The organism is Neptuniibacter sp. QD72_48 (genome assembly GCF_047778065.1).
In the GTDB taxonomy this organism is placed as follows: domain Bacteria; phylum Pseudomonadota; class Gammaproteobacteria; order Pseudomonadales; family Balneatricaceae; genus Neptuniibacter.
The window spans coordinates 2,937,002-2,950,518 of the sequence record NZ_CP180547.1 but is presented as its reverse complement, the minus strand read 5'-3'; the positions used below and the strand labels follow the sequence as shown (position 1 = coordinate 2,950,518).

13 protein-coding genes are annotated in these 13,517 nt (G+C 43.4%); 11 read left to right on the top strand and 2 right to left on the bottom strand.

What is annotated here, in order from left to right:
* Positions 1–23: 23 nt before the first annotated feature.
* The gene (locus tag ACMXYX_RS13355) at positions 24–791 is read right to left on the bottom strand and encodes a class II aldolase/adducin family protein (RefSeq protein ID WP_415882147.1); all 768 of its coding nucleotides are present in this window, start codon (positions 789–791) and stop codon (positions 24–26) included.
* 345 nt (positions 792–1,136) lie between these two features.
* Positions 1,137–1,616 carry a DoxX family protein gene (locus ACMXYX_RS13350; RefSeq protein WP_415896818.1) on the bottom strand — a complete coding sequence of 160 codons (480 nt, stop codon included), beginning with the start codon at positions 1,614–1,616 and terminating at the stop codon, positions 1,137–1,139.
* 151 nt (positions 1,617–1,767) lie between these two features.
* Between ACMXYX_RS13350 and ACMXYX_RS13345 the strand changes: the two genes are divergently transcribed.
* The 11 genes from ACMXYX_RS13345 to ACMXYX_RS13295 all read left to right on the top strand — a co-directional run bounded on the left by ACMXYX_RS13345 (position 1,768) and on the right by ACMXYX_RS13295 (position 13,501).
* The gene (locus ACMXYX_RS13345) at positions 1,768–2,298 is read left to right on the top strand and encodes a hypothetical protein (RefSeq protein ID WP_415906093.1); all 531 of its coding nucleotides are present in this window, start codon (positions 1,768–1,770) and stop codon (positions 2,296–2,298) included.
* Positions 2,295–4,433, top strand: a complete 2,139-nt coding sequence (locus tag ACMXYX_RS13340; RefSeq protein WP_415906092.1) for a DUF3438 family protein — start codon at positions 2,295–2,297, stop codon at positions 4,431–4,433. Before ACMXYX_RS13345 ends, ACMXYX_RS13340 begins: the two co-directional genes overlap by 4 nt.
* On the top strand, positions 4,430–4,678 hold the full coding sequence (locus tag ACMXYX_RS13335; RefSeq protein ID WP_415906091.1) for a hypothetical protein: 249 nt from the start codon (positions 4,430–4,432) through the stop codon (positions 4,676–4,678). Before ACMXYX_RS13340 ends, ACMXYX_RS13335 begins: the two co-directional genes overlap by 4 nt.
* Positions 4,679–4,831: 153 nt before the next feature.
* Complete coding sequence (locus tag ACMXYX_RS13330) at positions 4,832–5,116, top strand: hypothetical protein (RefSeq protein WP_415892334.1); 285 nt, start codon at positions 4,832–4,834, stop codon at positions 5,114–5,116.
* Between the two features lie 235 nt (positions 5,117–5,351).
* Positions 5,352–6,368 (top strand): prepilin-type N-terminal cleavage/methylation domain-containing protein, encoded by a 1,017-nt coding sequence (locus ACMXYX_RS13325; RefSeq protein ID WP_415882141.1) that lies wholly within the window; start codon positions 5,352–5,354, stop codon positions 6,366–6,368.
* Positions 6,369–6,445: 77 nt separating this feature from the next.
* The gene (locus ACMXYX_RS13320) at positions 6,446–6,916 is read left to right on the top strand and encodes a hypothetical protein (RefSeq protein WP_415896814.1); all 471 of its coding nucleotides are present in this window, start codon (positions 6,446–6,448) and stop codon (positions 6,914–6,916) included.
* Positions 6,917–6,942: 26 nt separating this feature from the next.
* Positions 6,943–8,964, top strand: a complete 2,022-nt coding sequence (locus tag ACMXYX_RS13315; protein WP_415882139.1) for a hypothetical protein — start codon at positions 6,943–6,945, stop codon at positions 8,962–8,964.
* Positions 8,961–9,584: a hypothetical protein gene (locus ACMXYX_RS13310; protein ID WP_415882138.1), complete on the top strand. Its 624-nt coding sequence runs from the start codon at positions 8,961–8,963 to the stop codon at positions 9,582–9,584. Before ACMXYX_RS13315 ends, ACMXYX_RS13310 begins: the two co-directional genes overlap by 4 nt.
* Before the next feature lie 8 nt (positions 9,585–9,592).
* A complete protein-coding gene (locus tag ACMXYX_RS13305) occupies positions 9,593–10,663 on the top strand; it encodes a type IV pilus twitching motility protein PilT (RefSeq protein ID WP_415906090.1) in 1,071 nt (356 codons plus the stop codon).
* A complete protein-coding gene (locus ACMXYX_RS13300; protein WP_415906089.1) occupies positions 10,663–12,261 on the top strand; it encodes a GspE/PulE family protein in 1,599 nt (532 codons plus the stop codon). Before ACMXYX_RS13305 ends, ACMXYX_RS13300 begins: the two co-directional genes overlap by 1 nt.
* Positions 12,262–12,274: 13 nt before the next feature.
* Positions 12,275–13,501, top strand: a complete 1,227-nt coding sequence (locus ACMXYX_RS13295; protein WP_415896813.1) for a type II secretion system F family protein — start codon at positions 12,275–12,277, stop codon at positions 13,499–13,501.
* Positions 13,502–13,517: the final 16 nt, after the last annotated feature.

Sequence of the window (13,517 nt, the reverse complement as noted above, 5' to 3'; positions counted from 1 at the left end):
CTTATTATTCGGTAATTTTCAGATTATTGCGCAAAGCTTGGATCAAGTCGGTAGGCTTTACGAAGCATTGCAGGCCATGACTTCTGTCCACCGGTAGTTCCTGAATGAACGACATTTGCTTGTTTAGATATGCCATCAACGATTTCTGGAGCCACTTCTATAGCATCTTGACCTGTTGATTGAATTAATAATTGAATTTCACAAGCACGTTGTAGGTCATACATGCGCATAAATGCATCGCCTACGGTCGGACCAACGGTGAGAGCGCCATGGTTAGGAAGTAAAAGGTGGTTGTTATTACCCAAATCTTCTTTTAAACGCACTTTCTCATCCTGATTAACAGCAAGGCCCTCATACTGGTGATAACCCAATGAAGCCAATTGGAAACAGGAATATTGGCTAAGGGGTAATAGCCCGCATTTTAGGGAAGCTACCGCAATAGATTCTTTTGTATGCAAGTGAAGAACACAGTGTGCATCACTGCGTACAGAGTGAACGGCGCTGTGGATAGTAAAACCTGCAGGGTTAATATTGAAAGGAGTATCGTCGAGAACATTTCCTTCAAGATCAACCTTAACCAAGTTTGATGCGGTAACTTCATCAAATGTCAGGCCAAATGCATTTACCAGATAATGATCTGTTTCTGGCACTTTTGCTGAAATATGGGTATAGATTAGATCTCCCCAGCCTAAATCTTCCACTAGCCTGTAGCAGGCGGCTAGATCTACCCGTACCTGCCATTCCTCTGGAGAAACTTTGTTTTTTAAATTGAGTTGTGGAAGCTCCAGCATAAAAAATCCTCTGGCTTAAATAGATGTGCCTTTGACGAGCAATATTGATTGCCAGAATTATACAGGGAGCGACGAAATAAAGAACATGATGCCAATGAAATGATTATTCACTAATAAGAATTATTTGCATTTGGTTTCTTCTTAGATAATAATGATTCCTATTACTGATAAGGGGAGTTGTTATGAATAGCCCTGTTAATAAATCCGCATTGGAATTTCCAGTTATTGCTTTTGTTGGTGCTGTTGCATTAGGTTTTATGTTTCTTCCATTTGTTGGTTAATATTTTCTTTAGCTAAACGATCAAACCCATGTTTGGTTGTTGTGAGCTAGCTAAAGGCTTTAGTTTAGATCGATTTTGTCTGCTCAGTACTGACGGCTCTAAAGAGAGCTGATAAAGAAAAGTTTCCCTCACCTAGTAGCATGATGACTTGGCTGCCTCCCAGGCATAGCATTGCCCATTCGTATCCGCCATCGCTTCCATAAAACCCTTGGGGAAAGTGAAAGTATATTGCGACGCCCATCATTAATGTGAGTAAAAAGCCTGCGATTCTGCTTGCTAGACCTAATACAAGGCACCATCCCGCAATTAGTTCGATAGATGCTGTAATTAGAGCAAGCCAAAAAGCTTGTTCGGAGTTCAAGAAAGGAAACAAACTATTAATTATTTCAGCAAATGGAATGATTGCCTGGGTGAAGTAGGCGGTCCAGTTATCGAGTTCCCACAAAAGCCAGACGCTTTCTAAGCCAAATTTATCACAAGCATGGACAATAAAAATTGAGCCAAGCGTAAGCCTTAATCCCAGAAGGGCTAAATCCATTTGCATCTAGATCCTATCACTTTAATTGAGAAAGCAATAGATAATGATTCTCATCATTGTTTTTTTCAAGGGTTAGTTTAAAATATCACGCTTTGTGCATATAACCTGATGTTGGGGTGTCTGAGTGAGGACTTTTTTTTTGGTGTTTTTGGGCTGCTTGTCTGGAGTTGTTTTTGCCGCTGAGCCTGAAGAAGCCTCTGATGTGGTTGATCGTTTGATCAATAGGACAGACCTAGGTAAAAATTTGCAAACGCTTGATGATTATTACTCGCAGATTAACCAGAAGTTAAATAAGCAAGTAAAGAATCGGCATCGAGACCCATTCGAAAGGTTGGTACAGCAAGAGCTTAAGGTAGAGCAAAAGGCTGCAAAACCAAGATTTATTCCACGCCAGAAAACGGCAGAGTCTCTAGGGGCTTCAAGTATTTTAAATAAGACCCTCGCAGGTAAAAGGGAGCAAGATCAAGGAGGGCTGCCTGTTATGCAGTTTCGTGGGTTTATCAAATCAGATGAAGAAAAGGCTGGGCTTTTAGAGATTGAAGGGCAAGGAACCTTTGTTGTGCATGAAGGTGATAAGGTCGGTTTACAGCAGTTAGGTGGCGATATGGTGATCCGAGTTGTAGAGATTAATGCTCTCAACCTGATTGTTGAGTTTGGAAGTCTGGGTGAAAAGGTAGTAGTGCAGTGAAACGTTTTTTTAGTGTTTTCCTAATTGTCGCTTCTTTGCTGGTGGGTAGCGTTCAGGCGGGATCTCGTATTGAGTTTGTTGAATTTAAGGATGCTGAAATACGTGATGCCGCTCGTATTCTTTCCTCAATGACGGGGGCGAATATTGCTGTAACAAAAGAGGCTAGTTCGGAAAAGGTTACTTTGTTATTGCAAAATACAGAACTGAAGCACGCAGTAGAAATGCTATCTCGAGTGGCGGGCCTTTGGTACCGATATAGCAAGTTAGGGAATAGTTACATCATTATGACTGAGAAGCAGTATCAGGATGATATTGTGGTTTATAGAGATGACGTGATTCGGACTTTTACGCTTCGTCATCAAAATGTAAGTACCACCGCTGTCACTATTCAGAGCTTATTTGGTGATCGTGTACGCCTTTCTCTCCAGCAGGGGAATGATGATTTTCAGGGATTGGATCTAGAGGTAGGGGATACCAATGAGGCCACTACGATAAATAGTGATTCTGATGATTCGAACGAGATAAAGATCCAAGAATTGGAGCGCGAAGAATTTGATCAAGCTGATGGGAACCAGGTTGCCGAAAAATCACTTTCAAAAGGTGCGCTTCGCCAGTTAGGTGGTGCAGAAGAGGTTTCTGAAGATTCCGCCAATAAATTATTGGGCGCGAAAACACCAATTTATATAGCAACCAACAAAATTCATAACCTGCTCCATGTTCGTACTAGCGACGAAAATGCTTTGGCTGAAATCGCTCACTTAATAGAAGAAAGTGATAAGCCTACGCCTCAAGTTTTGCTTGAGATGAAGATTGTGAAGATAGATGTGGGCGAAGGCTATGAGCAGGATTTTGATCTTAGTTTTAATGATGCCTTGAATGTAACTGGTAACTATCAGGCATTAGAAAGCCAAAGTCCGAGTAGTTTAGATTTGAGGAATGCTCAGTATCAAACAAGTGGGGTTGGTATAAATGAGCTAACAAATACTTTTTCGCAACTGTTAGGTAAAAAAAGTACTGGCTTTGGATTTAACGAAGTTGATGGCGGCTTTTACGAGTTCTTCAGTAACTATGTAACTGCGAAAGTAGCTTTTTTAGAACAGAATAATCAAGCAGAAGTTGTGGCTAAGCCTGTGATGTTGGCTTCTAACAATCGACCAGCACGCTTGTTTATCGGCTCTGAGCAGGTTGTGCCGGTTAATTTAGAAACGGATACTGAATTTTCTGCAGCAAACAATAATGGTGACCGAACCTCCAGTACTACAACAACCTTAGAAACCGAGCGTCGTAAAATCGGTAATACCCTGATTCTATTGCCGAGTGTCAATGCTGATCGAACGGTGACAATTGATATATTTCAAGATACTTCCAGTATTGAAAGAAATGGTATGAATTTTCCTTTTTTTAATTCTGAAGCTAATCGTATAGAAACGATTCCTCTGGATGCCGTTCAGGAATCCAATGTGAAAACTGTTGTAGTTGCAAAAGACGGTAAGACTATTGCGCTCGGAGGGATGATTACGAGTGAGCAGTCTGACTATGAAACGGTTGTTCCCTTGCTTGGTCAAGTTCCTATTATTGGCGAAATGTTTCGCTCTAAAGAGGAAAGGGATGAAAAGTCTCAGTACGTGATGCTGATCACCCCCCATGTATTGATGAACCCGGAAGAATCTGAAGATCAAAGCCGAAAGGTTAAAGAGTTTGCACCAGAAGTTGATGCGCAATCTTTAGCGCAAAATTCAAAACAGTATTCGGTTGCCGATTATATTCGCTTAACGCGTTACGCAGCGCAGATTGGTCGAGGTGATGATATTGAAAAGCCAAAGGGATTGGTCGATGTACCAGTAACCTTGTCACCTCTATCATTTATTTTCTCTGATTCTTCCTTGAGTGTTTGGCCTGTGGGGAGTTGGCAGCAAAATGGTTTGCATATCACTTTGCTTAAAGCGCGTAACCACCTTGATAAGTCTAGATCCATTGATCTGACTGAATTACCTGGTAATTGGTTGGCTTCTGCTGCAGGTCAAGAGCGACTAGCAGCTTTTGGGCAGGCTGGTGATGAAGGGGATTTGTATCTGTTATCTAGAATGCCTTTCAACCAAGTTGTCGCTGAAGTAAATAGTAAAGGGAAGCAATGATGGCTGTTTTAACTAAATTTCTAGCGTTTGCTTGTGTGCTTATTCTATCGGGCTGTACGCTGAATCAAACGAATCAGTCTCATACCGCATTTGAGGTAGGTGCTTCTATCAAGCCTGCTTCTGCAATTTCTCTATACGTATATCCACATACTGAGTCTGTTAGTGGTGAAGATCAGTCAGGCTACTTTGTTGAGTTTGATTTGGCTGATAAATCGGATATTCCAACCATTAAATATCAAGACTGATTTACTTAAATGTAAAAAACGTAAATTAAGCTATTGACATATATGATGGCAATAATGATAATGATTCGCACTTAGATTGATTGGAAATCAAAGCACGGAAGCTTACTTATAAACTCAACTTTAAGATTGAGTGAAAAATATAAAGGTAGTGTTGTGAATCAAGTGCAAACTCAAACGGGTAGTAACCAAGCTGAGCAATTGGCAAAGCTTGAGCAGCATAAAGAAGTGTTGGGTCAGTTATTTGAACTCTACACGGATCTATTTAGTCACGACGGCTATGGAGATATTGGTGTAGAAATCAAAATTCTACGTCGTGGTCAAAAGGAAGTGATTCTGCATTGTGGTAAACAGTACCGTTACGTACTGGATTGCGACAGTGCTTTGGCGAATGAATCGCCAATTAAAGCTTTATTGAAAAGAGATCTTCTTTCTTCGTGAGTCTCTTTTTAATTTTTGCCTGAGAGATCAGGTATGCAGTTTAGCTGCAGTAGGAGTAAAAGGAATTGCTCTGAAATGGTGCAAGGCGGGTGGCCTTAGTTTCGCGGTAGAAGCAGCGCCAAGGGAAGCGTTCTAAATCGGACTGGGTGAGATGCCGTAGCTCTCTGGGGGAGAGTCAGCTCTTACGTCAAACAGTCTTAACCCAAAATCGTTTTAGAAACTGGAATTTATAAAAATGTTGAAATCTCTAATGGAAAAGCGCGAAGCGCTAATGGCTCGTTTTGCAAAAGTTGAAGAATCTCAGATTCAAGATGCCGAGCTTCGTTCTAAATTCCGTTCACTTAAAGCTAAGCAGGGCGGTTTTACACTGCTTGAGCTACTCGTTGTTGTAGCAATTCTTGCGGCTATCGCTGGTACTGCGGCTATCGCTCTTCAAGATACGGACGCACGTGCATCTGCAGCAGCTCACGTTGCAATGATGGATGAGCTAAACAAAGGTGTTCGTACTTTCCGTGTACTAAACAAGAATACGTTACCAAACAACTATGATTCACTACTCGTTGCTGCTACTTCTGATACCGCTGGTGTAACTGCAGCGACTGCATCGAGCGTATTGGCGATTGAAGATATTGATACGATTGCATTGACCGCAGACATTGTGGGTATTCTGGATGCAGGTGGTGTGACGCAGCTTCAGTACTTAGGTGAAGACCAAGGTGATGATGCAGTTCATGGCTTCGTAACTGCTTCTGGTGATGCTTGTACTGATGTAAACATGCAGGCAACAATCGCTTCTCGTAGTAACCACGTTGTAGCGGGTAACATCTTCCTTACTCCTGATGGTAACGGTTGTGGCTTTGCTCGTACTCTAGCTGCAGGCGATCAGGCTGCATTCTGGACAGGTGGTGAAGAGCGTCTTCTTGGTCAGCCTGTAGCTGCTGGTATTGTTGAGTATGATGGTACTAACTTGGCAACGGCAACAAGTAAAGCGTTCTTAGCTGTAGGTCTAGGTCCTGCCTCTAACTTGTTTAATGCTAACGATCTAGGTGGTATGACTTCTGTTCCTGTATACCGCCACGTATCTGAAACTGAATACAACCGTTTTGTTGCACTATTCAACGTGGGTGATTTTGACGGTGCAGGCTCCATCAATGCTGGTGATCAGGTAGTGCTTTCTGCGATCGTTGATGGCGCTGGTGATACTAAAGAAGAAGAACTGGGTGAGTGGGACGGTACTCGTAACACTATCTAATTCGGTTTAACCGGATAACCCTTAAGCCGGTTAGGTCATCCTGACCGGCTTTTTAGTATCAACGTTGTGGTTAGATCATGCGCTATTATTTTTTGTTCTTCTTCTTTTTTTCTCTGCAATTACATGCTGATTCTTCATTAGATAAGCTGCGAGACACCTATCGTAGTATCGAATTAGCTACCTTTGTTAAGGCTAATTATGTATCTGCAACGATGGCTGAAAAAAAACAGCGTCTCATGCTTCAACCTGAAGCAATTCAGTTTCAGGCATTACTAATGGCTCGTCCTAAACCTGGAAGGTTTTCTTTGGCCTACGATGCCTTGCAGCTTTGGGAAAGGGATGAAGAGCTCCCCAATATTGACCACAGTGCTTTTGTAGGTTTGAAAAATGGCCCTGTTTTAGGGGTGTACGTCACTCATGAAGCAGCAAAAATGTTGAAAAAAATAGAATTAGAAAAGCCTGTGCAGTTTTATGCCATGCATATCTATAACTACTCCAACGGGCCGCGATTAGTAATCGTTGCTGCTCAAGAAAAAACTTTGGATTAATTCTTTTCTCTCTTGGTATCCACTTAATGTCAGTGCTGCAAAAGTTTTTAAAGCGAAAGCCACCTCTTGATGATGAAAATCATCTAGATGAGTTGCCTTTAGATGAACATGATTTAGTTAATCCTTTTGAGCCTGGTTTGATGGATAAAGAAGGGGTTGTTGGTGAGTCCCCATATTTATCAACGGCAAATGATAAGGCTTCTGATCAAAATGATATCGTCGATCCTGAACTTGTTGCTGCAGAGCAGAAAGAAAGTCGATTTAAATCCCTCATCAGTGGGATTCGTTTACCTACGCCGGGCGCTAGTTACAATCTTTTAGCCTTTCAGGCTGGTAGCTTTGGATTGCGTGGGGTTTTAGTTTGTGATGCTCGTCATGGGGCATTGCTCGGTCCTGCAGCGGAATCGAATAATGTTGATTTTACCCGTGCCATCGCAGAAGTCGTTGATCAGCTTAAGCTGCATCATAAGCGCCTTCCCAAGCAAGCTATCTTAGTTACTCCTAGTGTAATCTCTTCCATTGTTGAACTCCCCGTTAGTCCATTGCGTCCTCGCTCTGAGGATGAAATGCGCGAGCTTATTCGTTGGGAGTTGGAAGGCACTTTAACTCAGCAAAATAAACACTGGTTAATTGGATCAATGCTGGTGGAGCGTGGTTACTTAACAGCCTCCCAGCGAGATGAATTAGTCGAAGAGCTTCAAATTAGGCAAAGCCAGGGCGGGCAAGAGGGGCTTCTGAGATTCGGCGATCTTGCTGTACAGCTTAATTATATTACCCATGAGCAATTAGAAGAGTGTTTTGTCCTGCAAGGCAAACTTATCGCAGTTGATGATGATCTGGCCTATGGTTGGCAGGCTGAGGAGCCACAACTTACGCAAGGTTTAAGCGATGAAGCGTTGTTAAGTAAAGACGATGACGGTGATAGTGCTCATAAATGGTTAGTTAGTGGTATGAGCAAGTCTGTTCGCCGTCGTTGGGTTGGGGCTTTTAACCTTAATGGTATTAAATTGCAGGCTTTTTATCCTGCGGTAGGTAGTAGTTTTGCGATGCTTGCTCAGCGTTGCTCTGATCCCCAGCAAGCTTTATTGGAAATTCATCAAGAACAGCTAGCCTTTATTACAGGTGGTCCAAGCGCGGTAAATGAAATTCGTGTTGAAGAGCGTCAATATGGAGACGTGCGTCAGGATGAAATTCAGCGTTTATTAGGTGTTCTTCCGTCCGATCTGCACAAGCTCTATGTCAATTTTCAGGGTAAAGAGAAAGATGAAATTCTTTTTGCTTTATCTAATAGCACAGCCCTAGATATAGAAACCTTAAATTTTGAAGGGTTGGATATTCCAAAACCTGAGCATCTCTTTAATGAGGCACTGCTTGGTATCGCAGGCGCTGCAGAGCACTTTTTAAATCATGTCGCCAAAGCGAGATTGAGCTGGATTCCTGCAAAAGATGCCGAAGTCTCTTTCTTTAAAAAGCTACTTGCACCGAAAGTGCTAAAAATATCTGCCGCTGTAGCTGTGGCTTTTTTGATGATGGGCTTTCTTGGGTGGATGCATTGGAATATGTGGCAGCAACAAGAGCGTTTGGATCAGTTGAATACTCGTTTTGAAACAGACAGTAAACTCAAACAACAATTTTCTGGAATTGCTGCTGAACAAGTTCATTTAAAGCAAAAAATTATAGAAGCGAAAGAAGAAGTAGCTCTAAATTCAAAATTGTTAATTCTTCTTGGAAAAGAATTTCCGCGAGATAAAAACCTGATCAATATTCTTTTGAAGTCACTTATTTTGGTGACTCCTGAAGGTGTCAGCATTCAAAGCATTACGCAGTCCGAAGGGTTATTAATGATTGCCGCATTGGCTCATCGGGATACGCAAGGGCAGGAATTTGTCAGTGCGCTAAATAAAGTAATGGTTCCTCTTGATTACCAAGTGTTTAGCTCTGATGTCTCTCAGCATGAGAATTTAGATGAAAGTGACTTTGCCCCTTATCAAGTGAATATCACGCTAAGGCAGAAGGTCAGTGCTTATATTTCGGAGGGTCAGAAATGAACTGGGTGAAGGAAAAGTACCTCAATCTATCCAGTAAAGAGCGGAAACAAGTGCTTGTTCTGACTGTTTTTGCTCTGCTGGCGGGTTACATGTTTTATGCAGCGCAGACTTGGCAGGCGATGTTTCATACCGAAAAAATGGCGAATCGCAAAGCTGACCGTATTGAAAAGCGTATCGGGGAGTTTAAGGCTCCAGAGTTGGAAGAGGGAATCAGTGACCAGGTTTTATCTAAGCTAGAGGGGCAGCTTAAAAAGCAGGAATCATCTCTAAAAGACTATGCCAATTCATTGATGCCAATTGGCGATGCAACCGCGCGTGAAGCTCTGAAATTAGAACTTACTCAACTCGCTTATGCTAACCAACTGCGTGTGGCTCGGATGAAAGCAAGCGAACTGAAACCTAGTGTTGAAGTAGTTCAATTATCTGGCGAGCAGCTCCGAGATTACTTACAGGAGCGGCCAGTATTTAAGCTGGTTTTAAGTGGTCAATTTTTAAATTTAGTGAGCTTTGTTGATGGACTTAATCAATTGAAATATCAGGTCTATGTGAGTGATCTCAATATTGAATTGCTCAACGATCAAAATAGCTTGTTAAAAGTAGAGATGGAATTGCGGATCTAGGGCGTTGTATGAGTAGTCTTAATCAAATTCAGCAGTTAATGGATGACTGTGTTCGTCTTGAAGCCTCTGACCTTCATATCTCTGTCGGCCTTCCTGCAACCTATCGTATTCATGGGCGAATTACGCGTAATAATGAAGAGCCATATTCATCTGAGCTGGTGGATGAGATGGCCTATGCGTTGATGAGTGATTCCCAGCGAGAGCAATTTCAAAACGACCAAACATTAGATATGGGTTGTAGTACGGAGGCTGGACATCGTTTTAGGGTGAATGCCTACAGAGAACAAGGTAATACCGCTTTAGCTATCCGTTTTTTAGATGGTGGATTAAAAACCACCAGAGAGCTGGGTTTGCCACCACAGATGGATTATCTGGCTGAGTTAAAAAGTGGTTTGGTCCTTGTTTGCGGCGCGACAGGTTCCGGTAAATCAACGACACTGACAGCTATACTCAATAGCATCAATGAGAATCAAGCTAAGCATATTTTGACAGTGGAAGACCCGGTGGAGTTTGTTCACCAAAATAAGCAATCTATTGTGCACCAGCGTGAGCTTTATACGGATGTACCTGACTTCGCCAGTGCAGTAAAAGCGGCGCTGCGAGAAGATCCTGATGTAATCATGGTCGGAGAGATGAGAGACCTCGAGACCATGCGAACAGCGCTAACAGCGGCTGAAACCGGTCATCTAGTATTTTCAACATTGCATACTAATGATGCGGTGGGTGTTGTCGAACGTTTGATTGGTAGTTTCCCGGGTAACGAACAAGGTGTTGCCCGTCAACGTATCGCTCATGCTTTAAAAGCGGTTGTAGCTCAAAATTTAGTACCTACGGCTAACGGCAAAGGTCGAGCGGTTGTTGCTGAAATTTTGATGGTGAACACGGCCGTTGCCAACCTAATTGAATCCGCAAAATCCAAACAAATCTATTCAGTGATGGAGAGTAGTACTCGGCAGGGAATGCAGACGCTTGATCAGGCACTTGCGCGTTTAGTTGCGGCGAAGAAGATTACCCTCGAATCGGGCAGGAATTTGTGTAGAGATATTGGTTCGTTTGAGCGTATGCTGGGTGGTCAATAATGGCTGCACAAGAAAATAGTTTGCTCAATGCCGGTACTCAGGCAGGTCTAATTGACCCAATAATGCTGCCTGAACTTAAAAGTAATGCTCGACGATCAGGGACCGACTTGATTGAGCTGTTGTGCCGAACAGGCCGTTATCCCAAAACGGCTTTGTATCAAGCTTTAGCTGATAGCCGTTCATTACCCTTCCTAGATCGTGAATCGATCGAGATTGACACTAACTTGCTCAATCCATTTAACGCTGACACATTGCTTCGGCGGATGTTTGCTCCGGTGAGATATCAAGGCGAATTATATGTGCTTTTATCAGATCCCGATGATCGTATGGGCTTGGATACGGTTCAGCGAATCATAGGTAAACGTGCGACACCGGCGTTAGCAGATCCAGCATTAATCGAATCAATCATTCGTAAACATTTTAATGTTTATGAGATCGGTGCGAATGCAGTCACGATTATTGATGACATTATGAAAGAGGCGTATATCTGCTCGGCAACGGATCTTCACTTCGAGCCTCAAGAGACGGGCATGCTTTTGCGTATGCGTGTCGATGGCAAAATGCAAAGTTATGAACGGCCGATCAGCAAAGAGCTTTCCGAGTCGCTGATGTCGCGTATTAAGGTGCTTGCGGGCCTTGATATCGCTGAGCAAAACATGGCACAAGATGGCGGTTTTAGTTACAAAATTCAAGATTGGTTTGAAGTTGACGAAGTTGAACTTCGTGTTGCAACCATCCCTAGCCGTTGGGGTGAAAAAGCGACCTTAAGGGTGTTAGGCCAAAGTACGGCAGGTCAGACCTTATCTGATTTGGGTATGCCGGATCATATCCTCACGTCAATGAAGCAAGCTTTAGCCAAACCTCACGGCATTATTCTGGTAACGGGGCCTACGGGTAGTGGTAAAAGTACAACGCTGTATGCATCCCTGCGTGAATTGGATGCTTCGCAGTTAAATATCCTCACGGTTGAAGATCCTATTGAACAGGTTGTTGAAGGTACTACACAGGTTCAGGTATCCGAAAAAGTTAGCTTTTCCAAAGCCTTACGATCTTTCCTACGTCACGACCCTGATGTGATGTTAGTAGGTGAAATTCGAGATAACGAAACGGCCGAGACCGCGGTTCGCGCAGCGATGACTGGGCATATGGTGCTGTCCACCTTACATACGAATAGCGCCGTCGCCACGGTCAACCGCCTTATTGATATAGGGTGTCCCCGTTACCTCATCTCTTCAACGCTCGCTGGGGTATTAGCTCAGCGATTGTTACGTCGTTTATGTTCTCACTGTAAAGAGGCTTATCAGCCTGATCAGAGAGAGCGTGAGATTCTTCAGTTGTCTCAGAGTGAAGATATTACTCTGTATCGCAACCATGGATGCCCTCAGTGCACCGGTAGTGGCTACCGGGGACGTGTAGGTATTTATGAAACCTTATGGATTGATAAAGAGATAGAGCTATTGATCCATTCGGGTGCTGAAGATGAACAGATAGCAGAAGCCGCTGCGGGTGCAGGTCTGCTCAGTACTCTCTGGCAAGACGCCAGAGATAAAGTGCTAGAAGGCACAACAAGCCTTCAAGAAGCAATGCATCTGTATTAGGAGAAACTATCTGATGAAGTTCAGCTATAAAGCGTTGGACCCTCAGGGACGTGAGCGTCAAGGCACTGTTGAAGCGAATAGTGCTGCAGACGCAACCGCACAATTACGGTCACGCTCCTTACATGTCCTAAAGCTTGATGCGGGAGGCCAAGCTTTCAGTTTGATTGCCTTTATCGCAAAGATTTTTAGTTATATCTCAATTAAACGCTATACCAGCGCCAGTGCCGCGGACCAGGTTATTTTCTTCCGCCAGTTATCTCTAATGCTGCGCTCGGGTAACACCTTAATGCAGGGCTTAGAGCTCTGTTCGGAAATGACCGAAAAGATTCAACTGCGTAATAGCTTGATCAATATTCTAGTGGCAATTCAGGGCGGTAGTAGCTTTGCAAATGCGATTGAAAAGCAGGGCAGTAAATTCCCGCCAATCGTGGCCAAGTTGATCGCTTCAGGTGAAGCGTCGGGTGAATTACAAATGACACTAGAGCGCTTGGCTGATTCGCTTGAGCGAAGTGCTGCGCTGAAGCGTCAATTTGTTTCTAGTTTGATCTACCCAGTTCTGGTTGTGACCGCAGCGCTTGGTGTGACTCTTTTCTTAGCGTTGAGCATTGTGCCGAAATTTGCCAAGTTGCTCGAGGGAAAATCGCAGCAATTACCTGCTGCAACTCAAGTTATGATGGATGTCTCGGCTTGGTTAATCGATTATGGCTTTTACCTCGGTGTAACGGTTGGTGTGGTTATCTTTGCGATTTTAGTGGCTTACACCACTAAGGTTGGTAAGGCCATTATCGATCGTGTTTTGATCAACCTTCCTCTTGTCGGTAATTCGATTAAAACCTCTGGTATGGCTCAGATGGGATGGACTATGTCCATGCTATTAAGCAGTGGTTTAACGGTACTTGAATCTCTTCGAGTGGTGAGCTCGGTTGTGGGTAACGACCGCTTATCACTTTGTTTCTCTCATGCCAGTGATGAAATTCTGGCCGGTCGAAGTTTAGCTGTAGGCCTTAACCAACGAAATATTCCCATGATGGTTCAACACATGGCGGGTATCGGTGAGCGTAGTGGTGAGCTGGAACATGTCATGTTGGAGCTCGGGCGTTACTACCAAGATCAGGCGGAAGCTCGAATTAAACGGATGATCGCAATGATTGAGCCTGCAATGACATTAGTTGTGGGTGGTCTAGTAGGTGGCGTCTATTACGCCTTCTTCAAAGCGATGATGCAGGTTTCTGCAGGTTAAGGTCGGGAGATAAATT